Consider the following 21042-nt stretch of genomic DNA (forward strand, 5'->3'; position numbering starts at 1 on the left):
CTTTCCAAAACCTTGCGGAGCCAGGGATGGCGGAGCAGAGCGTACAGGGATGTATTTACAGCGTGTTTTGGAAAGGCCTCCCCCGCCGAATCCCGGGACCCTTACTCCGTTAACCGAAGCGCCAAACCAGACGCCCGCACCACCTGTTGCCCCACACTGTCTTTGAACACCTGCGCATCGCCGGTAATCAGGCTAAACCAGTTCTTTGCCCGGGTAATGCCGGTGTATACCAGCTCTTTGGTGAGCACCGGGCTGAGGCGATCTGGTAGCACCAGGCAGGTGTGGTTGAACTCCGAGCCCTGGGATTTGTGCACGGTCATAGCGTAAACGGTTTCCAGTTGCTGCAGACGACTGGGGGAAATCCAGCGGATGCCGCCGGTGCTGTCACCACTCGGGAAGGCCACCCGCAAGGTGTCTTTTGGCTCACCAGTGGCGGTCCTGTCCCAGGGCACACTGAAAGTGATACCGATGTCCCCGTTCATCAGGCCCAGGTTGTAGTCGTTGCCGGTGACCAGTACCGGCCGGCCGGCATACCAGCCTTCGGTTTTGTCGATCAGTTTCTCCGCCAGCAGCTTTTGGGCGATTTGCTGGTTTAAGCCTTCCACGCCCCAGGGGCCTTTGCGTAACGCACATAGAACCTGGAAGTCGTTGAAGGCTTCCAGCACGTTTGAGGCGTGGGCATCCCAGGCTTCCCGGGGACTGTCGGCGGTTAAACTGGAGCTGTGGATAACTTCCAGATAATGGCGATAACCCACTGGCGGTGGCAGTACCTTTCCAATCACCACCCGCCCCTGTCCGGCGTTGCGGAAGCTCTCCGGGGTGCCGGTGATGGCGTGGCGGCAGATCAGCTCAAGCGTTTGTTCCGGGGCGAGTTTCGGGGTGTGGCCGTTCAGCCAAATGACATCCTCAAACTCGGCGTCACGAATTTGCTTGAGCACGCTGCTCGTCAGAGCGCTGGTATTAACGGCTTCTGCTAACTGTCGGATACCGCTGTCCTGCCCGAAACGATAGCTCTTGCGCAGCATGGCCACGGCCTGGTCGAGTGGCTGGCCTGAGTTATCCACAAGGCTGGCCGGTACCTGGGCACCGGTGATGGCGGCCAGCCAGCTGGCGGTGTCCGGGGTGTAGTGGGCGTCGAAGGCCCGCTGGCACAGCTCGCCCAGCACCGCGCCGGCATCCACCGAGGCCAACTGGTCTTTGTCGCCCAGCAGGATCAGCTGGGCGCTGGCGGGCAGGGCGTCGAACACCGAGGCCATCAGGTCGACATCCACCATGGAGGCTTCGTCGATCACCAGGATATCCACCAGCAGCGGGTTGTCCCGGTTGTGGCGGAACTGGCGGGTGTCGGGCCGGCTGCCCAGCAACCGGTGCAGTGTGGTGACCTTGGTGGGAATGTCGTCCAGTTGCACGGTGCCGGGCAGGTCTGCCAGCGGCAGCTTGCTGACGGCGCCGCCAATGGATTCGTTCAGGCGGGCGGCGGCCTTGCCGGTGGGTGCGGCCAGGCGAATACGGTACTTACGCCCTGCCCGTTCCGGGCTTTCCCCGGCCACCGCCTGCAGGGCCGCCAGAAGATTCACCACGGTAGTGGTCTTGCCGGTACCCGGGCCGCCGGTGATCACCGCAAAGCGGTTCCGGGCGGCAAGGGCGCAGGCCAGTTTCTGGTAATCCACCGCGTCGGTTGAGCGGAACAGTTTGTCCAGGGCTTGGGACAGGGTTTGCGCCGCCGGTGATTGCGGATCCGCCAGGGGTGAGGGCAACGTCAGCCGTTGCTGGATACCCTCGGCAATGCGCTGCTCATAGCGCCAGAAACGGCGCAGATACAGCCGGGTGCCGTTGAGTACCAGTGGGGTTGATACCGAACCATCGCTCACGGCCAGGGAACCCTGAAGGGCTGCCAGGCAATCAGAGAGCTTCACTCGAGCCAGCAGCGCCTGCGGATAAAGCTTATGCAGGTTGGCCATCTCGGCTTCTGAGAGGCCGGAGTTGGCCGGTTCTTCCGGCGGCAGCGCCAACGTATGGCCGGCATCGTCCAGCAGCGTGGCCAGGTCGATACACACGTGGCCCCGGCCCACCTGATGGGAGGTCAGCGCCGCCAACAGCAGCACCAGAGGCTGTGGGCTCTCGCCCTGCTCTTCGCTGAGTTCCCGGATCAGCCGGGCAAAGCCGGTATCCAGCGGGCGAATCCAGCCGGCCTGTTGCCATTGCCCTAACAGGGCCTCGGTTTCGTTCAGGCTGGCCAGGAGGTGTGAGTTATCCACAGTCTCCCGCGATTCCGTGGCCGCCGGGTTCAGCGGTGCGTCGTCGCCCAGGTCCAGGGCAAACTGGTTTTCAGTGTTGCGGGTACGGCTCATGCGGCCACCTCCCCGGACACCGGCTCGCCATCGAACAGGGCATCCAGTTGTTCAATCAGCGCTCTGGGTGGCTTGTCGGTAAACGCCCCGCCGCTGGCGGAATTCACCCCGCGCAGGAAAAGGTATACCGCGCCGCCGATGTGCTGGTCGTAGTCGTAATCCGGCAGCCGGGCTTTCAGCAACCGGTGCAGGGCCAGCAGGTAGAGGATGTATTGCAGGTCATAGCGTTTGTCCAGAATCGCCTGGCCCATGGCCTGGTCGCTGTAGGCGTCGTCGTCCTCGCCCAGAGCATTGGATTTGTAGTCCAGCACGTAATACTGCCCCTTGTGTTCAAACACCAGGTCGATAAAGCCCTTGAGCATGCCGTTGAAGCGGTTGGCCTCAGCCCGGGGCCGATCGGCGCCGTTCAGGGTATAACGGGTGACCAGCGCATCCAGTTGCCGGATGCTGACGTTGCGGCTTTCAAACCAGAATTCCAGTTCCGGGCGCAGGCTGCCGAGTTGCGCCAGGCTGGCGCTTTGTTGCCCTTCCCGGTCCAGCTTCAGCTGCTTTCGGATCAGTGCCAGCAGCCACTGTTGCAGGGGGTCCACCCAGTCGCCCCAACCCCGGGTGCCACAACGGCGGGCCAGCTGCTCATGCAGCAGTTCGGGGTTATCCACAACCCGCTGGAAGCCCTGGGCTGTGCACCACTCCAGCAATTCGTGCAGGAAGGTGCCGGGGCCGGCGCCCTTGGGGAAATGGTGGTGGTTGCGTATGGCGGGCACGGCGGGTGCCTCTTCCACATGCTCCTGGGCGCTTTCTTCCAGCAGGTTCTGGGTCTGGGCGTCTTCCACCTCGCCGGTGAACGTAATGCCGGTACCTGCCATGCCGGTGTATTCGATGGTGGAGTAACTGGCAATCCACCAGTCTTCCTTCGCTTCCCGGGTGGAGACCAGGGCTGGCCCCAGGGCTTCCGGGGCGGTTTCGGTGAATATCGTGCTTTCGGCCTCCGGCAGTGGGGTAATCCGGATGTCCGGGCGGCCTTGCGCCAGCGGGGCCAGGGCCTGGCTGATGGGCTGCTCCGGTGTTCCGGCAATCGCATAGCCCAGGCCACTCTGGTGCCAGTTATCCACAGCCGCCGCGCCCACCCAGGTGGCAAACCGGGCCCGGGTCAGGGCCACGTAGAGTTTGCGGATGTCCTCGCCCAGGCGTTCCTGGTCGGCTTGTTCGATGTCTTCCGGCGTTGGGTCGAACACCGTCACCAGCTTGCCGGTGTCGTCGTGGTAGCGAACATACGCCTGCTTCTGGCTTTCTGCTCGGAAGGCGGTGCCGAAGGGCAGGAACACCAGCGGGTATTCCAGGCCCTTGGACTTGTGCACGGTGATCACCTTCACCAGCCCGGCGTCGCTTTCCAGGCGCAGGGTGCGGTGTTCGTCCTCTTCGTCTGCCGCCCGCAGGATCTGGGTGAAGTGGTGTACCAGTGCATGTTCGCCGTCCAGTTGCAGGCTGTCCTGCTGCAGCAGTTCGGCAATGTGAAGGATGTCGGTCAGTCTTCGCTCACCATCCGGGCGCTGCAGCAGGCGGCCGGGAACCTCGAAGTCCATCAAAAAGCTGCGCAGCATGGGCAGCACGCCCTGGCTCTGCCATTGCTGCTGGTAACCCTGAAAGCGCTCGATCTCCCGCTCCAGCACCAGCTCGTCGGTCAGCAGCCGATCCAGCGCTTGCCAGCTCTGGCCCAGGGTTGGTGTGGCCAGGGCGGTGCGGATGAAGGCCAGTTGCCGGGGCTCCGCGAAGGCCCGCAGCCAGCACAGTACCTCTTTCGCCTCCCGGGAAGTCAGCACCGAATCCCGGTCCGACAGGTACACACTTTTGATGCGCCGGCGGCCAAGGGCGTCCCGCACCGCAGTCGCTTCGTTGCGGTTGTTCACCAGCACGGCGATGTCTTTGGGTTCGACGGGCTCCAGGTCAGTCGGGTTATCTGGCAGGACAAAGCCTGCCTGCCCGGCCTGGCCCAGGGTCAGCAGCCGGGCAATCTCGCTGGCGCAGGTTTCGGCCACCTCGGCGGTGGCGGCGCCTTTGGCGAGGCCTTTGGGGTTGCCATCCTTGTCGGTTTCATCGGATTCGTGGGTCCAGAACATCAGGCTGGGTTGGATTTCACCCTGCACCGCCCACAGGCGTTTGGTGCCGTTGGCATCCACGCCCTGGAACGGCAGTGGCGTGCTGTCCCCTTTGCCGAACAGGAAGGCGCCTTTCGGGCTGTGCTGGTCGCTGTACTCGAACACCCGATTGACGGCGCTGACCATAGTCTTGGCGGAGCGGAAGTTGGTGCCCAGGGTGTAAGTGCGGGCCTGCACACCCAGCCGGGCCTGCAGGTAGGTGTGGATATCGGCGCCCCGGAAGCCGTAGATGGCCTGTTTCGGGTCACCGATCATCAGCAGGCAGGTGTTGGCGCTGTTGTCCTGCACCGCGTAGATCCGGTTAAAGATGCGGTACTGCACCGGGTCGGTGTCCTGGAATTCGTCGATCAGCGCCACCGGAAACTGCCGGCGGATGGTGGCGGCCAGCTGTTCGCCCCGGGGGCCATGCAGGGCGTCATCCAGGCGGGTGAGCAGGTCATCAAAGCCCATTTCCGAGCGCTGCTGCTTTTCCGCTTCCAGCCGCTCGGCAATCCAGTGGCTGGCGTGGCGCAGGATATCGGACTTGGCGCTGGGCTGGTTCTGGCCGAATTCCAGCAAGGCTTCGATGGCGTCAAAGGCCGGGTGCTGAGGCGCCGGGTCGTCCCCTTTCAGGATGTTGTCCAGGCCCTCGGGGGTCTGGTTCTTGAAGCCGGCGGCGCTGTCCAGCTTCTCCGGCAGCAGGTCATCGGATTCGGCCCAGGTAACCAGGAACTCCCACACCTTGAGCATGGCGTTCTTGCTGCCGCCGTGCAGGCGTTTGCCTTTGTTCAGGTCGTTCAACAGGTCGGTAACTTCCTGCTGCCACTGGCCCCAGGGGTGGGCTTTCAGTTCACTGGCCCGTGCCAGCCGTTCGCTGACCACCTGGTTGATGGCCAGGTGCACGTTCTCTGGACGGTTACCCAGGGCCTCTGGATCGTCGATCAGGTTACGCACCGTCTTGCGCAGGTCGGTGGGGGTTTTCCAGTGGCTCAGGGCTTCGTCCATCAGCGCCGGCGGCAGCGGGTAGACAAAGGTACGCCAGTAGTCCCGGGCCACGTCGTCCAGCAGTTCGCTCTGGTCGGTTTCCAGGGTGAGCTTGAACAGGCTGCCGCTGTCGAAGGCGTGTTCGCTGAGCATACGATTGCAGAAACCGTGAATGGTGGATACCGCGGCTTCGTCCATCCATTCGGCGGCCAGCAGCAGCTTCTTGCGGCAGTCGGGCCAACTGGCCGGGTCCGGGTAGCTGTCATCCCGCAGCTTGTGGATAAGTGCGGTTTCCGGGGTGGGTTCAAGGTGGTCAGCGGCTTCGGAAAATACCTCGGCGGCCTGGGTCAGCCGGGTGCGGATGCGGTCTCGCAGCTCCTTGGTGGCGGCGTCGGTAAAGGTCACCACCAGCAGGTTCGGCGGCAGCAGGTTCTGCAGCGGGCTGTCTGCTGCCTGGCCATGGCCCAGCACCAGGCGCACATACAGGATGGCGATGGTGAAGGTTTTGCCGGTGCCGGCGCTGGCTTCGATCAGCGCACTGCCGTTCAGGGGCATGGCCAGCGGGTCCAGGTTCGGGTTTCGATTGGTCATCTGGTCGGTCATTCCATGCTCCCGATTTGATCCGCCGCCGACTTGCCCTGTTCGGCTTCCCATAAGGGGACATAAAGCTGGTGCAGCAGGGCTTCAAACTCGCCGCTGGCCATCAGCGCCTCGGGGCTTTCGAAGGCACCCAGCAGGTAGCCGGTGTCCCGGTCCAGGGCAGTGGCGTAGGCCTGTTCTGCCTCACTGATGGCCCGTTCGTGGTCGCCGACGAATTTCTTGCCACCGTAGTAGCTGGTGATCCAGGCAAAGCCGGACTCGCAGTGCAATGGCAGGGCTCGGGTGGTGGCTTCCATCCAACGGCTGACGATGGCTTCGACGTATTGTCGTGCCTGCTCCGGGGCGATGACCGGGAAGTGGAATTTGCGGCCTTCTTCCTTACCGAGGATCAGGGTTTCAAAGGGCTGGCCGCTGAGTTGGCCGGCCAGGTGAATCAGCCAGTCCCGCAGCAGGTTGGCGTAGCGCACTTTTTTCGAGTAACCGGAGCCGGTGAGCAGGCCGGAACTGGCAATCACCAGGCGGCAAAATTGCCCTTGTGGATTACAGCGCAGGTTGTCGATTAAATCCGCCACCTCAACCGAGCCAGGATCCCCTGAATAGCGAAACTCGAAGGGTAAAGGTTCGGCCACCACTTCCGGCCATTCCGCCAGGGCGTCTCGATAGCGGTCAAACAGGTCCGGCAACCGGCCGGCCAGTTCCGTGCGCAGGCGATGTTCGGTGACGCCCATACCCAGGTCGCCGCGCCGGGCCATGCGGTCCAGGTTGGTTTCCAGCCGTTCGTGCAACTCTTCCTCGGTAGCGGCTTTCAGCACACTGTGTTGAATCAGTTCGTTATCCAGGCGCCAGCGGTCCAGACCGTTCAGGTCGAAGTTTTCGTTGTCGGTATCCTCGTCTTCCACGTCTTCAAAGCGCACCTGCAGCCGGCGCTGGTAGAAGGTGTCGATGGGCTTTTTCAGGAAGTTTGCCAGATCGTTCAGGCTGATGGGTTCTTCCGGAGCCTGGTATGGCAGGGCTTCCCGGCTCTGCTCAGAGTTATCCACAGCGTGGGCGCTGCGCCATTCCCGTTCGTAGGTGAACAATCCACGGGCCTGCAGCACCTCGGCCAGCGGCCTGGGCCGGGCCTCTTCGCCTTCGCCGACGCCATTGGCTTTCGGGAAGTAGTCCCGGCTGAAGGGTTGCAGCGGGTGCTGGGTGGTCAGGGCTTGGGTAACCGAGCTGTCCGTTTTGCCTGCCACGGCCCACAGGCTGTCCAGGTGATCCTGCAACTGGCCGATGAGTACCGAGGGTGGCCGTTCAGAGTCGTCTTTGATACTGCGCCCTACCCAGCTGATGTACAGCTGTTCCCGGGCGGACAGCAGGGCTTCCAGGAACAGATATCGGTCGTCTTCCCTGCGGGAACGGTCGCCGGGGCGATAGTCCTGGGCCATCAGGTCGAAATCCACCGGTGGCCGGGAGCGGGGGTAGTCGCCGTCGTTCATACCCAGCAGGCACACCTTGCGGAACGGAATGGCCCGCATCGGCATCAGGGTGGCGAAGTTGACCTTGCCGGCCAGGAAGCGCTGGTTCAGACCGCCTTCGTCCAGGCCCTGCAGCAGCACATCCTTGACGATGTTCAGGGGCAGTGGCTGATCATCAAGGCCTGCGGCGAGGGCATCTTCCAGCCACTGCTCCAGCTGGCGGCGGAAGCGGTTCAGCAACAGCAGGTCCTGGCCTTCCACCTTGTGGAAAAACTGCTCGAGCATGGCGGAGAACAGGGCTTCCCATTGCTCCGGAGTGCGGGTGGTTTGAAGGGCCTGCCACAGGGTTTCCAGCTGGTGCACGAACTCGCCCAGACGCCCCGCCAGGCTGGCTTGTAGGCCGCCAATTTCGCCATAGGGTTCCACCCCACCCCAGGGCTCGTCATCGCCCATGCCGTAGCCCAGCAGCATGGACCGAAGGCCAGACTGCCAGGTGTTGCGATCCAGCTCCGCCGGCAGGTCCAGGCTTTCCCGGTGCTGGCCGTGCAGGCCCCAGCGGATGTTGGCGCCTTCCACCCAGCGCCGGGCCAGGGGAATGTCGTCCTCACTGATATCAAAGCGGTCGCGAATGCCGGGGACTTCCAGCAGGCTGATGATCTCGCTTACGCCAAATCGGCTGCGGGGCAGCGACATCAGGGTTTCCAGGGCAATCAGCACCGGTTCATGGTGGCGCTGGCCCTGGTCGGAAATGGTGAACGGAATGTGGCGCTTGCGGCCCGGTGAATAGCGGCCGAACACGGCCTGGATGTGGGGCGCGTACACATTGATGTCCGGCACCATCACGATCACATCCCGGGGCCGCAGCGTGGGGTCGGCATTGAACGCGGCCAGTAACTGGTCGTGGAGGATTTCCACTTCCCGCTGGGGGCCGTGGGCATCGTGGAACACCACGGAATGGTCACAGGCCAGATCCACCGTGCGCTGCTGCTGGCGGATTTCCTGCAGCGGCGTCAGGTTGTGGATATCGTTCTGCAACTGGTGCAGCAAGCAGGGGTTATCCACATCGCCATGGTCGGTGAAGATGTCGATCTTCTGCCCCGGGGTCTGAAAGCTGGCGCGGTAGTCGTCCGGGTTGTCGAATTCATCCAGCAGGCGGATGTAGTCCCGGCCCTGCTTGCCCCAAGCCGCCAGCAGCGGGTTAGCGTGCTGGTGCAGCTGGTCCGGGTCGTCAATCTGTGACAATACCGGGTGCGCGGCGCCCCGTTTGCGTTCGGCTTTCAGCAGTTCCCGGTCGCTGATGATGTCGGCCCAGTAGAACTGGCAGGGGTTGTGCACGCACAGCACCACCTGGCTGAATCGGCTCAATACAGACAAAGCTTCCAGTGCCTGCCGGGGCAGGGACGACACCCCGAACACCACGATGCGCTTGGGCAGGCGCCCCGGGTTGGCCGGCTGGCCGATGCGCTGGCCCTGTTCCATAAAGCGGGTGTGAATCTGCGAGCGGCTGGTGTGGGCCTCGCTGCCCACGTCCTCTACCAGTTTACGCCAGAGCAACGGCTGCCAGAGGGTTTCCGCATCCAGGGCCTTTTCCTCACCCCGGGCGGTAATCACCACGTCCTTGCCCTGCTCCCAGGCCGCCAGCCAGTCGGCCCGGAACACCTGGTACTGGTCGAACAGGTCCGCCACTTTTTCGGCTAACTGAAAATTGCGCAGATCGGTATCGCTACCGTCCAGAAACCGCGCCAGGGGCGTGAAGGCCTTATCCTGCCCCACCAGTTCCGGCAGCAACCGGTACAGCCGCCAGACCAGCCGGCGCTTGTCGAAAGGAGACTGCTCCGGCACCTCGCCATCCGGCAGCACCGCACGATAGGCCTGCCAGATAAACCGCGCCGGAAACAGGAAATCCATGCCGGCGGCAATGCCCAGGCCGCCTTCCACACCATCGTCGGTGCGCTTTTCCGCCAGGGCTAGCTTCAGCCACTGGGCAATGCCGTTACTCTGCACCAGAAAGGTCTCGCTCTGCAGCGGCGGCATGGGGTTCTGGCGGCAGATGTACACCACCGCCCGGCGCAGATCTTCCAGATGATTGGCGTGAATGGCGTGAAAGCCGGGTTGGATGGTGGGTGAGGCCGCCATGGGATTCCTTGTCTGGTGTTCGAGTCAATCCTGATGGTACAGATTACCGTATGTGACCGCAGATGCGGACCCTCGCATTGAGCCTCGGGGCGATTGATTTGGCCTGAGCAGCAACAGTGATGGATCAATCCGCAGCCGCAGTGGTAGCGTATTGATTAAAAGTTGAACAGAATGCGGGTGGTCGTCATGGGGCTTAACATCATTAACATCAAAACCGGCGTTATCCTGACCCTTACGATGGCGTTGGTGCTTGCCTTGGCCTGGTCTTCCAGACCGCTGGCGGACGATGACGCGGATGCCGATATCCGGGATGCCATACTCAGCCAAATTGAAGCTTTCGCTAATGACGATGAGGTACAGGCCTGGGAGTATGCCTCAGAAGGGATCAAGCGGCGATTCGGCACCTCTGAAGGGTTTCTGGCGATGGTGCGCGAGGCCTACCCCGCCGTTCACAGCGCCACCGCCATCGAGTTTGCCCAGCGGGTGCCCCATGATGGCTTTGATATCCAGGTGGTTCGATTGCAAGGGCCCGAAGGCAAACGCTGGGATGCCTATTACCGCATGGAGATGACGGACGGAGCCTGGAAAATTGCCGGAGTTCGCTTGCAGCCTGCGGACCTGGGTATCTGACGATCTCAGGGTACCCGGAGACAATCCAGCAGCAGGCCCCTGACAATCTGTTTTGAGGCCTCGTCGGTGCAGGAGAAGTCCTGAACATGCAGCTGGTTTTTTGCCAACAGTCTGGCCAGGCAGTCAGCATCGATACTGATACAAACCTGACCACCAGGCTTCCAATCCAGCCAAGATATCTGTTCCGCCTGTTTCTTCCGGGATGCGTCCGGGATATTGAATAGCATTCCCATAACCCCTCCTTTGCGTTAGTGAGCGACCATTGCCGAACGTTGTGCCCGAGGTGCCAGTGGCGTGGCGGGCCAGTTCAGGTATTCTGCAAAAAAGCTGGCTTGCCGGGAGGTATCCAGCAGCACTTCAATGCACTGATCGGTGCTGCAGCCGCCGCTGGGACTGCCATAGCGGGGCTCGGAAGACTGCAGGCTTTCCAGGGCACTGAACAGCACGTAGTCTGCCGCGTTGTGATCACCACGGTCCCGAAGGGCACGGCACACCAGAATGGCGGAAAGTGTGAGCTCCACATGCATGCACTCCGGGTGGTCCGCCCTGGCCAGGCAGGCAAGGTCAAAGGCACTGCCAGTGGCGGCAATCATCTTCTCGGTCTCTTCCGTTTCGCAGTAGGTGAAGGCATATTCCATCCAGAACAGCCATAGATCGTTCTGTTCGTTGATGGAGAGTCGGGCAAACATCTGGCGATGGCGCGGGCAAAGAAATTTCATGGCGTCCTCCTTGTCGTGATGCAAATGATAATAGTTATCATTAGGTGGGTTGGCAAGGCGTGTGATGATTAATTTTTGTGCATGGATTACAGTTCCAGCCCTATGACGACAGAACTCACGGGCCAGCGCCCGCAAACAGCAAACCTTGAAGACCCCCTGTATTACCTGAGCAACATGGACACCATCGTGTCCTGGGTGGCCGATCATCACGCAGATCTGTTGACCGTACGGGAGCGAACCCGGCTGGCGGCGTTTGCCAACCTGGCGACCGGGCCAAGGGCGTTACTCACGCGCATGGTGATGCGCACCGGCGAGCTGTTCCGGGCCGACAAGCTGCGCTATCCGGAACTGCCGGTGCCGGAGGCCGACGCGCTCACGTTATTGGTGCAGGAGGGCTGGCTGGATAACTCGCCGGAGCTGAGCCTGGATGATCTGTTCCGGCTGTTTACCCTGGCTGAACTTAGGCCGGTATTTGGCGGTTGGCTGCACCAACAGGGCCACCCGAAAACGCTGGGAAAAGCTCAGATGCGGGAGTTGCTGGCGGAAGCGTTCAGTGAACCAAAGCCCCTGCGGCACTGGCTGGCAGAGGCTACCGGTGAACAGGCCCCGGAAGTGGTCCAGCTCCAGGACATGGCCCTGTTCGACCGCATCCGCCTGATGTTCTTCGGCAACCTGCGCCAGAGCTGGACGGATTTTGTGCTGGTGGAACTGGGCGTGCAGCAGTTCGAGCCGGTGGCCTTTACCCCGGAATCCCGGGCTTTTCAGCATCGCTCGGAAGTAGATGGTTACCTGCAAATGCACCAGTGCCGGGAACGGCTTGATCGGGGTGAGCCAGCCACAGAGGTCTGGGCGGATGTACCCGGCCCTGTGGATAACCCCTGGCTCATCAGCCGCCGGGATCGGTTGTTACTGGAGCTGGGCCGGCAGGCGGAGCGCCAGGGTGAGCAGGAACTGGCACTGCAGGTATGGGCGGCCAGTGGCCACCGGGAAGCACGACTGAAACAGCTGCGGTTGCTGGAGCGTATGAAGCGTTTTGAGCAAGCCTGGGCCATTGCCTGCCAGTGGCGAACCACGGAACTGACCGACGCTGAAGCCCAGGGCCTGAATCGCCTGCTGAAGCGGCTGGCACCCAAGGTGGGAGCTGACAAACCCGAGCCTGTGGATAACCCCCCACTGCGGGAATTCACCCTCACCCTGCCCAAGCCAGACACCGGCACCGTGGAACTGGCGGCGGTGAAGCATTTGAGTACGGAAGCGGCCCCGGTGTTCTATGTGGAAAACACCCTGATCAACGCCCTGTTCGGCCTGCTGTGCTGGCCGGTGATCTTCACACCCATCCCCGGCGCCTTCTTCCATCCGTTCCACATCGGCCCGGCGGACCTGACCCGGGAAGATTTTGTGGCCCGGCGCCAGCAGGCTTTTGAAGAGCATTTCGGCCTGCTGAAAACCCATGCCTATAAACAGCACATTCTCGACACCTTCCAGACCAAGCAAGGCATCGCCAATCCCTTCGTGTTCTGGCCGGTACTCGATGAAGAGCTGTTGGAGCTGGCCCTGGACTGCATTCCCCCGCGCCATCTGGAGGCTCTGTTCCGCCGCCTGCTCAACAACATCAAGGAACACCGCAGTGGCTTTCCCGATCTGATCCGGCTGGTGCCGGACGCAGGGCAACCGGAACAGCGCTATGAAATGATCGAGGTAAAAGGCCCCGGCGACCGCCTGCAGGACCACCAGGTTCGCTGGCTGGAGTTCTTCGCCCGTGAAGGCATTCCCGCCAGCGTGTGTTATGTGCGCTGGCAGGACGATGAGGCAAGCCTGTGAAAGTCGCCGTCCGCACCCTGTGTGAATTCGCGGCCCGCCACGGCGACCTGGACTTCCGCTACACCCCGGCGCCAAGTCCCGAGGAGGGCATTGCCGGCCACCAGGCGATCCAGGCAAAGCGGGGTTATGGCTATAAAAGCGAGTATTCGCTTACCGGAAACTGCATGGAGCTGGAGCTTTCCGGCCGGGCCGATGGCTACCATCCGCACAAGAACCGGCTGGAAGAAATCAAGACCCACCGGGGCGATGTGTCCCGCATTCGCCCCCACCAGCGCGCTCTGCATCGGGCCCAGTTAAGGGCCTATGGCGCCCTGCTGTGCCGGCAGGAAAAGCGCAAAAGCGTGGAGCTGGCCCTGGTTTATTACGACACCGGCCGGGACAAGGAAACGGTGCTTACCGAAACCGCCAAAGCCGACGAGCTCTGGCAGGAACTGGAAACCCTGTGTGGCCGCTACAAAGCCTGGGCCGAGCAGGAAGAGCACCATCGGGAGCAGCGCGATGCCTTGCTCGCTAACCTGCGCTTTCCCTTCCTGGACTTTCGCCCCCGGCAGCGGCAGCTGGCAGAAACGGTGTACAAAAATTCCGCCAAAGCCGGCACCCTGCTGCTGGAAGCCCCCACGGGCCTCGGCAAAACCCTGGGCACCCTGTTCCCGGCCCTGATGGCCATGCCCGCCGCCAAGCAGGACCGGCTGTTCTACCTCACCTGCCGCAACACCGCCCGGCAGCTGGCGCTGGATGCGGTGGATAAGTTGCGGGCGGCTCAGGATGAGCTGCAGCCCTGGCCCCTGCGCACCCTGGAGCTGGTGTCGAAAGACGACGCCTGCGAACACCCGGACAAAGCCTGCCACGGCGAGTCCTGCCCCCTGGCCCAGGGCTTCTTCGACCGCCTGCCCGATGCCCGGGCCGAGGCGGTGCAGAGCAAAGAGCCGCTAAATCAGGAAAATTTGGCGCAAATCGCAGCAGGTCACGACATTTGCCCCTACTTTCTCGCCCAGGAAATGGCGCGCTGGAGCGACTTGGTGGTGGGCGACGTCAACCGATTGTTTGATCAATCTGCGTTGCTCCACGGCCTGATCCGCCAGAACAACTGGCGAGCCAGCGTGCTGGTGGACGAAGCTCACAACCTGGTGGACCGTGCCCGGGGCATGTACTCGGTGCAGCTGGAACAACAGCGCTTACTGAAACTGAAGAAGACCGCCCCCAAACCGGTGAAAGCCGCCCTGGACCGCACTGCCCGGGCCTGGCAGGCGCTGATACGGAATCACGGTGAACAGGCCCAGCCGGTATTTCTGGCCACCCTGCCGCCGCAATTGCTGGGCGCGTTGCAGGCCATGGTTTCTGTAATCACCGATTACCTGGCCGACAACCCGCCGGACCTGGCTCTGCAGGAGGTGATGTTCGAAAGCGTGGCCTTTATGAAATTGGCGGACGGCTTCGGTGATCATTCCCTTTGTGAATTTCAGCGCAGCGGCCGTGGCCGGGCTAGCCTGACGATCCAGAACCTGATCCCGGCGGATTTCCTCACCGAACGCTTCAAGGCCCCGCACTCGGTACTGCTGTTCTCCGCTACCCTCAGCCCCGGCGTCTACTACCGGGATTTACTGGGCCTGCCGGAAGACGCCCGTTTCACCTCCCTTCCCAGTCCGTTCAGTGCCGAGCAATTGCAGGTGCAGTTCACCCCCGGTATCAGCACCCGACATGTGCATCGGCAGGCCAGCCAGCAACCCATCGCCGAGCTGATTGCCAAACAGTATCGGGAACGACCTGGCCATTACCTGGCGTTTTTCAGTAGCTTCAAATACGCCAAGGACGTGAGCGCCACGCTGGCACAACAGGCACCGGATATCCCCCTGCGTTCGCAGCAGCCGGGCATGAGCCCGGACCAACGCAGACAGTTTCTGGCGGAGTTCCAGAAGCCCGAAGGCAGCGTCGCCTTTGCGGTACTTGGTGGCGTGTTCAGCGAAGGCATCGACCTGCCCGGCGACCAGCTCATTGGCGCCTTCGTGGCCACCCTCGGCTTGCCGCCGTTCGACCCCTGGCACGAAATCCTCAAGGACCGCCTGCAGCAACGCTTTGGCGAAGGTTACAACTACACCTACCTGATCCCCGGCCTGCAGAAAGTAGCCCAGGCCGCCGGCCGGGTGATCCGCACCCCGGACGACCGGGGCGTGATCTGGCTGATTGATGACCGGTTTCTGCAGGGGCAGGTGCGCAATCTGTTACCAAAGTGGTGGTTCAGCAATTCGGAGCCTTGAAGCGTCAAATTGTCGCGGTCGAAGTCAGTTGTTACATATCGCTATAGAAAAACCTGTTCGCTTGCTTAGAATGCGTGGCCTTTAATGACAATCCGACCGTTGATCAAGGACACAGATTGCAAATGACTCCCACGGATCTCGTATTTCAGAGCTATGGCCGCTGCTGCCGGAAAGATGAATTCTTCGTCGATTTCTACGACTTCTTTATGGCTAGCTCGGATGCTATTCGCGCCCGGTTTGTGAATACCGATATGCCCGCCCAGCGCCATCTGCTGCGTAACGGCGTGATGCAGATTATTCTGGTGGCCCGGGGCATGTCTGATCGCAAACTGCGGGATCTGGGTGAAAGCCACAGTCGCAAGCGCATGGACATCCAGCCGGAGTGGTACGGTTTGTGGGAAGAAGCCCTGTTGAAAACGGTGCGAGTACACGATCCGGAATACACACCAGAGCTGAGGGAAGCCTGGCGGGAAGTGCTGAAGCCGGGGATTGATCTGATTCGCGGCGCGTATTGAACCGCGTCACCAACAATAAGGCCCCACGACGGGGCCTTTTGCACGCTTAGCCGAACTCGAAGAACGCCAGCTTGTTACCGTCCGGGTCCCGCACATAGGCGCCGTAGAACATATCCGGAATTCGTTGCCCAGGCTCGCCATCGCAGGTTGCGCCCAGCTCAATGGCTTTGTGATAAAACTTATCGACAGCTGCTTTGGACCCCGCCGGGATCGCCACCATGTTGCCATTGCCCGGATGGTTGGGCTCACCGTTGAACGGTACGCACACCGCCAACATGGGCTTGGCCATGCTCTCGCCAATGAACGCAATGCGCTCCATATCCAGCAACACCTTGCCGCCCAGATCCCCCAGCAGATCGCTGTAGAATTGCTTGGCCTTGCCCATGTTACTGACACCGATGGTTACGTATCCGATCATGCCTGTTCTCCGTGATTGGTTGAGGTTCAGTATACGTCGCTTTTCGCATTCCAGAGCTCAGGCAATCACAGCAGTGTTTTCGCCGGCGCTTTGTTATGGTTGTTTGTGTAACTCCCTGAACTAAGGACAGCGCCTGATGAAACCCTTTGCTCTGCTGACCACCCTACTCCTGTTACTGACCGGTTGCACCGGATTGCCCAAAGGCATCGAACCGGTCACCGGCTTCGACCAGCACCGCTACCTGGGCACCTGGTACGAGATCGCCCGGCTGGACCACTCCTTCGAGCGGGGTCTGAGCCAGGTGACCGCCGAGTACACCCTTAACGAAGACGGCAGCATCAAAGTCATCAACCGGGGCTACAACGCCGAAGAAGGCGAATGGGAAGAAGCCGAAGGCCGGGCAAAGTTCGTGGGTGACAGCGATGTGGGCCATCTGAAAGTGTCGTTTTTCGGGCCCTTTTACGCCTCTTACGTGGTGTTCGGGCTGGATGACGACTACACCACCGCCTACATCACCGGCTACAACCGAAACTACCTGTGGCTGATGTCGCGCACGCCGGAGGTGAGTGAGGAGGTGTTGGAGACGTTCATGGAAAGGGCAGAGGCGGAGGGGTTTGAGCTTGGGGAGTTGATTGTGGTGGAGCAGTCGCGTTGACGGGAATAAAAGATGACCATTTTCGTGAGATCACGAAAATGGTCGTTCAATGCACAAGTTGAGAAGCGAATTCCAAAATCTTCTTGTGCTCTTCAAAGGCAACCAGTTCTATGCCTTCACCTGAGAGACTCTGCTTGGTTTCTTCGAAAGCCTCTTGGCGGTGGTCGCCGGCTTTAGCATCCTCGGGGCCTTTTACGGGAAATAAAACTGGGCCATGAAGTAGTTGCCGTTTTCTGAGTTGTTCGACCTTAAGTTGCCACTGACCACCATGCTCGATAATCGCGGTTGAATCGGCCTGGCCCAGAAATAATGGTTTGATCACCCTAACTGCCTTTTGATTCTGCTCTTCGACAAAGGGGAAGGAAACACCGTAAACCTTGTCCTGAACTTTTCGCTTTCGATAGCGCTTGCCAAGATTTTCCTGATCTAGCAGGCGCTTGATACCCTTCTCCATCAGCCCTTCCTGATACTCCTTGGTCACGAAGTTGCGGCCAACGTAATAGTCGTAGAGTGCAGCGAGTGTTTCTGTCGGATTCTCCGTCAGAATGGCCCTTTGCTCGCTAAAGCGGACAATGGTCTCACGGGGACGGATGATTTCTTTGAAAATGCCCTTATGGAAGCCGTATTCAAGATTTGGATTGGCGGTTACCACAGCACCTTCCTTCAGCAGCCCCTCGATTCGGTGAAGCTCGGTATCCAGATCAGCCATGGCCTTCAGGTAGACCTGTTTATCCAGCTCTTCGAAGAATTGAGTAATTCGTCCGTACTTACGTCGTAGAAGTTTGAACAACAAAGTTTTCTGCTTGGGTATCCACAGCAAAACGCCGACGTTGGCAAACTCGCCGGTTTCGACGTATGGCATGAATCGCACAATGGCGTAGTTACAAGCAAACCTAGTCATTTCCAGTTCCAGAAGTCATCGCTCAGACAACGTAACAAATGCGTTTTAAGCTCATCGGTGCTCAGACCCAGCTCAATCGTCATTTCAGGATCAATATAAAACCACTCTTCTGGCAACCCGGCAACGATCGAATCCCAGTGGAAGAGTGCTTCATTCATTTTGTCAGTGTAGATCTGCCGCTCAACCAAGTCATCCGCAATGTCCGCAGACACATCGTGGAAGATGTGGTCACGGAAAAAGGTTTCTGCAGTAACTTCTGTATCGAAGGCCTGATTGTGATCGATAACGACCAGTTCCCTCTTGCTGGGCTCCCAGAAAAGATTCGGATTACCACCGTTCTCGGAAAAGCACCGGTCGCCGTTTGCAATCCACCAGTCAAAACATAGAAGGGCCTTTCTGATCTTTAGCGGAACCTCTCGAATCTGGGGAACGGTTATTTCCGTGAGGCGTTTTTCTAAAGAGCCAAATGCAGGCCCAGCACCAAGATCTCTTGCATGGCCAGGAGGCAGTATCTCCAGAATCTCTTCTGGCACGTTTACAATTCTGAATGGCGCTACGGGTATACCGAAGAGCAGTGCCAGGTTACCGGAAACCCATTCTTTGATCTGACTGTCCCGGCCTGCGCCAATGCCTTTTACAAAGTAGAAGTTGTCATCGTCGCCCCGGCAGATAAAGGGTTCGGTCATCCCGTGCTCCGACCGGCGGATAACTTCTACGATTTCAACGGTGGATAAGGCTTTGGTCACAGAGGGTATTGTCCTTTCCCCATGTTCCATGACGCTGAAAGCGCCTTGGTTTTCCCTAAACAGAAAAGCCCCAAGGGCTCGGCACACCCTCGGGATAGTTGAGGGAGGCGTACTGCCAAGGGGCGGATGTGATTTGAAGTCTGATATGCTGGGTTTGGGTTGTCAAACACCTTTGATCTGTATACTACTCATCAATAACGCCAACAAACTCCCCAACCACTCGATATTGAAGTGCTTCTTCATCTGTCAGGAGAAGGGGTTGAAAACTGTCATCGTAAGAGTTCGGTTTCAGTTGAATATGGGTATGGCGCCAGCCGTATTTGTCTTCATTCTTAAAGCTTTCGTAGACCTTCACCGTGTAGCGTGACTCTGAATCTGCATCAATGCTGTCCATACACTCCACCAGAACCGTTTTTCCGTTTCTGGAACCACCAGGGTCGGTCCGAAACAGGCACAAGGCACCATGGGGAATAACCCGGTTCATGGATTCGCCGAACACCCGGCAGGCGAACATGTCTTTACGCACTCGCACTCCATCGGGCACTCCGACCCAGTCTGGGTGCCTGGTAGGGTCAATGTAGCTGACATCACTGAGTGCTCCGAAATCCCCCGCAGCCGCCTGCAGGTCGAACAGCGGCACGGCATTCACATAAGGTTCCAGCTCCACTACGTGTGTGGCTTCAGGCTGCTCGATATGAGCGGTGTGAACCGGAATGTGCTGCTTCAGATACTCCCGCAGCGCATCGTCACAGGCGTAGACGAAGGTGCCGCGGATGCCGCGCAGCATGATGGTGCGGTAGATGTTGATGATGTATTGCTTCAGTTCCGCCGGGTCTTTGATGCCCTGGCCACCGGTGCGGTCGTGGTAGTTGCCCTTGTCGATGACGATGGACTGGCTGTCCGGGTCATACCGGATCTCCTCTCCGAAGATAATGCCTGCATAGTTCAGGTCATAGCCCTGAGTGGTGTGAATGCAGCCCACTTCCCGGTGTGATCCTTCCTTGTTGATCCAGTCGGTATTGGTGCTGTTCCAGCGTAGCTGAACATCGTCGATCACGATGTCGTAAGCCTCATTATCCTTCTTCGAGGCCCAGGGCCAGGAATAACCGGCGATCAGCCGTGACAGCCCGACCTGTTCCTCTTTTTCGTTGATGGTATGGACCAGGTCTTTGAGGGAGTCGAAGACCTCAAATTCGTAGTTCTTTGCGGAGAACACCACGCCATCATCAACACGGCCGTTCAGTAACTTATCCACAAATTCGACATAGGGTTGCCCGGCCTTTACCCGGAACTGGGACAGCAAGCGATGAGTGACCGAGCCGTTGGCAACTTTCAGGCGCTGGAACACTTCAAGATCGGCATCGGAGGGTTTGATGGACTGGCCCTCGTCGTAGAAGAAGATTGCTTTGCCCGCCTGTTGGCAGACCCAGTCCACTTCGCAGCAGGTATGCTTGTCCATACCCAGCGCGGCACAGGCTTTGTCGAAGCTGCCGAAGTAAGCGCCCAGATTCTTGCGCTTGCGCAAACGGTGAGACTCGTCCACCAGAACAATATCGTAGTGTTGTTTGGTGAGCTCGGACGGGCTGATGACCATGTCAGGGCTGAGCCCGGAGACGTGCCTGAACGCCTTCCTGAGGGTGGTTCGGAAGGAGGTCATCGGCACCACCAGCGCCATTTTCGGTTTGGGCATGACGGCTTTGAGCGACGAGAGCAGAGAGTCGATCTCGGCCTCTTCCTCAGAGAATTCCTTGAGATTGATCTGGTGTGCTTCCGAATGCAGCAGCTTGAACAGAAAGATGGCCAGTACCGATTTGCCGGTTCCGGCTCCCCCTTCCACCACGATGTTCTTCACACCGGGATTGAGCAGCTCATGCATGATGGTGAGCAGGCCCTGGCGCTGATCGAAGGACAGGGATTTGTAGGGGGAGTATTTAAAGACATCGGAGTTATCAAGGTGGTCCAGGGTGCGGGACACAACCCCCTTGGCAATCAACCGGTTCCAGACTTCCCGAAACACCTCTTCATACAGGGCACCACGCTGGTAATAGTTGTGGTCAGCCAGCCCCAGGTTGCCGTTCAACAGGGTGTACTTGCCATCGGCGGCCATGTACTTGATCAGCAGAGATTCCACATCCAGGGTGGCAGATTTGTTGAAGTACTCGCTGGTAATCAGGTGCACCGCGGTCAGCAGTTGCTTTTCGTCGTGCTTGAGGTGAGTGCTCATGCGGGTGAGCGTGTCGGTGGTTTCGCCGATATAGGCGCGCCGGTGCTTTTCGTCACTGAGTAAGTAGACCAGGGGCCAGTTGCCCGCAGCAAAGGCATTATCGCGCAAGTCGTTCAGGGCGTCCCGGCTGAAGGGGTAGCGCTGAATCTCTACCATTGGTGAATGGCTCATAGCTCCGTGTACTTCTTCGAGGTTCCCCTGGCTTTGCTGACCGGGTATTTCTTTTCGTTCAGGGCAATCTTGTCGAGAACAATCTGTTCTACGTCCAGCTCATAGCTGTCTGCCAGCAGTAGCGCATAGGCAATCACGTCGGCCAGCTCTTCCTTCACTTTGCTGACATCGGCTTGTTCGGGAGATTTCCACAGGAACAGCTCCAGCAGTTCCGAAGCCTCGATACTCAGGGCCAGTGACAGGTCTTTCGGGTTGTGGAATTGTTTCCAGTCTCTGTCATCCCGGAACTGACGTAGCCGGGCGATCGCCTCATTCATCAAAATA

The 21042-nt window shown here is 59.8% G+C and carries 15 protein-coding genes; 5 read left to right on the plus strand and 10 right to left on the minus strand.

Going from position 1 to position 21042, the window contains the following annotated elements; genetic code table 11:
* Nucleotides 1-101: 101 nt before the first annotated feature.
* The 3 genes from recD to recC are packed head-to-tail and all read right to left on the minus strand — an operon-like array spanning nucleotide 102 to nucleotide 9663.
* A complete protein-coding gene (gene recD / locus QUE75_RS00055) occupies nucleotides 102-2351 on the minus strand; it encodes an exodeoxyribonuclease V subunit alpha (RefSeq protein WP_286252768.1) in 2250 nt (749 codons plus the stop codon).
* On the minus strand, nucleotides 2348-6073 hold the full coding sequence (recB, locus tag QUE75_RS00060) for an exodeoxyribonuclease V subunit beta (protein ID WP_286252770.1): 3726 nt from the start codon (nucleotides 6071-6073) through the stop codon (nucleotides 2348-2350). The genes recD and recB overlap by 4 nt, the downstream gene beginning before the upstream one ends.
* Entirely contained in the window at nucleotides 6070-9663 is a 3594-nt protein-coding gene (gene recC / locus QUE75_RS00065; RefSeq protein WP_286252772.1) for an exodeoxyribonuclease V subunit gamma, read from the minus strand. The genes recB and recC overlap by 4 nt, the downstream gene beginning before the upstream one ends.
* 186 nt (nucleotides 9664-9849) lie before the next feature.
* Here recC and QUE75_RS00070 point away from each other — a divergent pair, with 186 nt between their 5' ends.
* Nucleotides 9850-10293 (plus strand): DUF4864 domain-containing protein, encoded by a 444-nt coding sequence (locus QUE75_RS00070; RefSeq protein WP_138437397.1) that lies wholly within the window; start codon nucleotides 9850-9852, stop codon nucleotides 10291-10293.
* A 5-nt stretch (nucleotides 10294-10298) separates the two neighbouring features.
* Here the strand turns inward: QUE75_RS00070 and QUE75_RS00075 are convergent, their stop codons facing one another.
* A complete protein-coding gene (locus QUE75_RS00075; protein WP_286252775.1) occupies nucleotides 10299-10526 on the minus strand; it encodes a hypothetical protein in 228 nt (75 codons plus the stop codon).
* A gap of 15 nt (nucleotides 10527-10541) precedes the next feature.
* A complete protein-coding gene (locus tag QUE75_RS00080; RefSeq protein ID WP_286252777.1) occupies nucleotides 10542-11012 on the minus strand; it encodes a hypothetical protein in 471 nt (156 codons plus the stop codon).
* A gap of 102 nt (nucleotides 11013-11114) precedes the next feature.
* On the opposite strand from QUE75_RS00080, the gene QUE75_RS00085 reads away from it, so the two are divergent.
* The 3 genes from QUE75_RS00085 (at nucleotide 11115) to QUE75_RS00095 (ending at nucleotide 15603) form a co-directional block, all read left to right on the plus strand.
* Entirely contained in the window at nucleotides 11115-12833 is a 1719-nt protein-coding gene (locus tag QUE75_RS00085) for a VRR-NUC domain-containing protein (RefSeq protein ID WP_286252779.1), read from the plus strand.
* Nucleotides 12830-15088 (plus strand): ATP-dependent DNA helicase, encoded by a 2259-nt coding sequence (locus tag QUE75_RS00090; RefSeq protein WP_286252781.1) that lies wholly within the window; start codon nucleotides 12830-12832, stop codon nucleotides 15086-15088. Before QUE75_RS00085 ends, QUE75_RS00090 begins: the two co-directional genes overlap by 4 nt.
* A gap of 122 nt (nucleotides 15089-15210) precedes the next feature.
* Entirely contained in the window at nucleotides 15211-15603 is a 393-nt protein-coding gene (locus tag QUE75_RS00095) for a globin (protein WP_286252783.1), read from the plus strand.
* Between the two features lie 46 nt (nucleotides 15604-15649).
* Here the strand turns inward: QUE75_RS00095 and QUE75_RS00100 are convergent, their stop codons facing one another.
* Complete coding sequence (locus tag QUE75_RS00100; RefSeq protein ID WP_286252788.1) at nucleotides 15650-16021, minus strand: VOC family protein; 372 nt, start codon at nucleotides 16019-16021, stop codon at nucleotides 15650-15652.
* A gap of 136 nt (nucleotides 16022-16157) precedes the next feature.
* Here QUE75_RS00100 and QUE75_RS00105 point away from each other — a divergent pair, with 136 nt between their 5' ends.
* On the plus strand, nucleotides 16158-16676 hold the full coding sequence (locus QUE75_RS00105; protein WP_318036577.1) for a lipocalin family protein: 519 nt from the start codon (nucleotides 16158-16160) through the stop codon (nucleotides 16674-16676).
* 46 nt (nucleotides 16677-16722) lie between these two features.
* Here the strand turns inward: QUE75_RS00105 and QUE75_RS00110 are convergent, their stop codons facing one another.
* From QUE75_RS00110 to QUE75_RS00125, 4 genes are all read right to left on the minus strand, one after another.
* The gene (locus tag QUE75_RS00110; RefSeq protein WP_286252791.1) at nucleotides 16723-17538 is read right to left on the minus strand and encodes a DUF3037 domain-containing protein; all 816 of its coding nucleotides are present in this window, start codon (nucleotides 17536-17538) and stop codon (nucleotides 16723-16725) included.
* Between the two features lie 35 nt (nucleotides 17539-17573).
* Nucleotides 17574-18323 (minus strand): HipA family kinase, encoded by a 750-nt coding sequence (locus QUE75_RS00115; RefSeq protein WP_286252792.1) that lies wholly within the window; start codon nucleotides 18321-18323, stop codon nucleotides 17574-17576.
* A 184-nt stretch (nucleotides 18324-18507) separates the two neighbouring features.
* Nucleotides 18508-20718 (minus strand): DNA/RNA helicase domain-containing protein, encoded by a 2211-nt coding sequence (locus tag QUE75_RS00120; RefSeq protein ID WP_286252794.1) that lies wholly within the window; start codon nucleotides 20716-20718, stop codon nucleotides 18508-18510.
* Entirely contained in the window at nucleotides 20715-21035 is a 321-nt protein-coding gene (locus QUE75_RS00125; protein ID WP_286252796.1) for a nucleotide pyrophosphohydrolase, read from the minus strand. The genes QUE75_RS00120 and QUE75_RS00125 overlap by 4 nt, the downstream gene beginning before the upstream one ends.
* Nucleotides 21036-21042 lie beyond the last annotated feature (7 nt).

It is taken from the genome of Marinobacter shengliensis (assembly GCF_030297115.1).
Classification (GTDB): Bacteria; Pseudomonadota; Gammaproteobacteria; order Pseudomonadales; family Oleiphilaceae; genus Marinobacter; species Marinobacter shengliensis.

Coding starts and splice junctions, on each gene's coding strand:
- recD (WP_286252768.1), bottom strand. CDS start 2,351: ATGAGCCGTACCCGCAACACTGAAAACCAGTTTGCCCTGGACCTGGGC.
- recB (WP_286252770.1), bottom strand. CDS start 6,073: ATGACCGACCAGATGACCAATCGAAACCCGAACCTGGACCCGCTGGCC.
- recC (WP_286252772.1), bottom strand. CDS start 9,663: ATGGCGGCCTCACCCACCATCCAACCCGGCTTTCACGCCATTCACGCC.
- QUE75_RS00070 (WP_138437397.1), top strand. CDS start 9,850: ATGGGGCTTAACATCATTAACATCAAAACCGGCGTTATCCTGACCCTT.
- QUE75_RS00075 (WP_286252775.1), bottom strand. CDS start 10,526: ATGGGAATGCTATTCAATATCCCGGACGCATCCCGGAAGAAACAGGCG.
- QUE75_RS00080 (WP_286252777.1), bottom strand. CDS start 11,012: ATGAAATTTCTTTGCCCGCGCCATCGCCAGATGTTTGCCCGACTCTCC.
- QUE75_RS00085 (WP_286252779.1), top strand. CDS start 11,115: ATGACGACAGAACTCACGGGCCAGCGCCCGCAAACAGCAAACCTTGAA.
- QUE75_RS00095 (WP_286252783.1), top strand. CDS start 15,211: ATGACTCCCACGGATCTCGTATTTCAGAGCTATGGCCGCTGCTGCCGG.
- QUE75_RS00100 (WP_286252788.1), bottom strand. CDS start 16,021: ATGATCGGATACGTAACCATCGGTGTCAGTAACATGGGCAAGGCCAAG.
- QUE75_RS00105 (WP_318036577.1), top strand. CDS start 16,158: ATGAAACCCTTTGCTCTGCTGACCACCCTACTCCTGTTACTGACCGGT.
- QUE75_RS00110 (WP_286252791.1), bottom strand. CDS start 17,538: ATGCCATACGTCGAAACCGGCGAGTTTGCCAACGTCGGCGTTTTGCTG.
- QUE75_RS00120 (WP_286252794.1), bottom strand. CDS start 20,718: ATGAGCCATTCACCAATGGTAGAGATTCAGCGCTACCCCTTCAGCCGG.
- QUE75_RS00125 (WP_286252796.1), bottom strand. CDS start 21,035: ATGAATGAGGCGATCGCCCGGCTACGTCAGTTCCGGGATGACAGAGAC.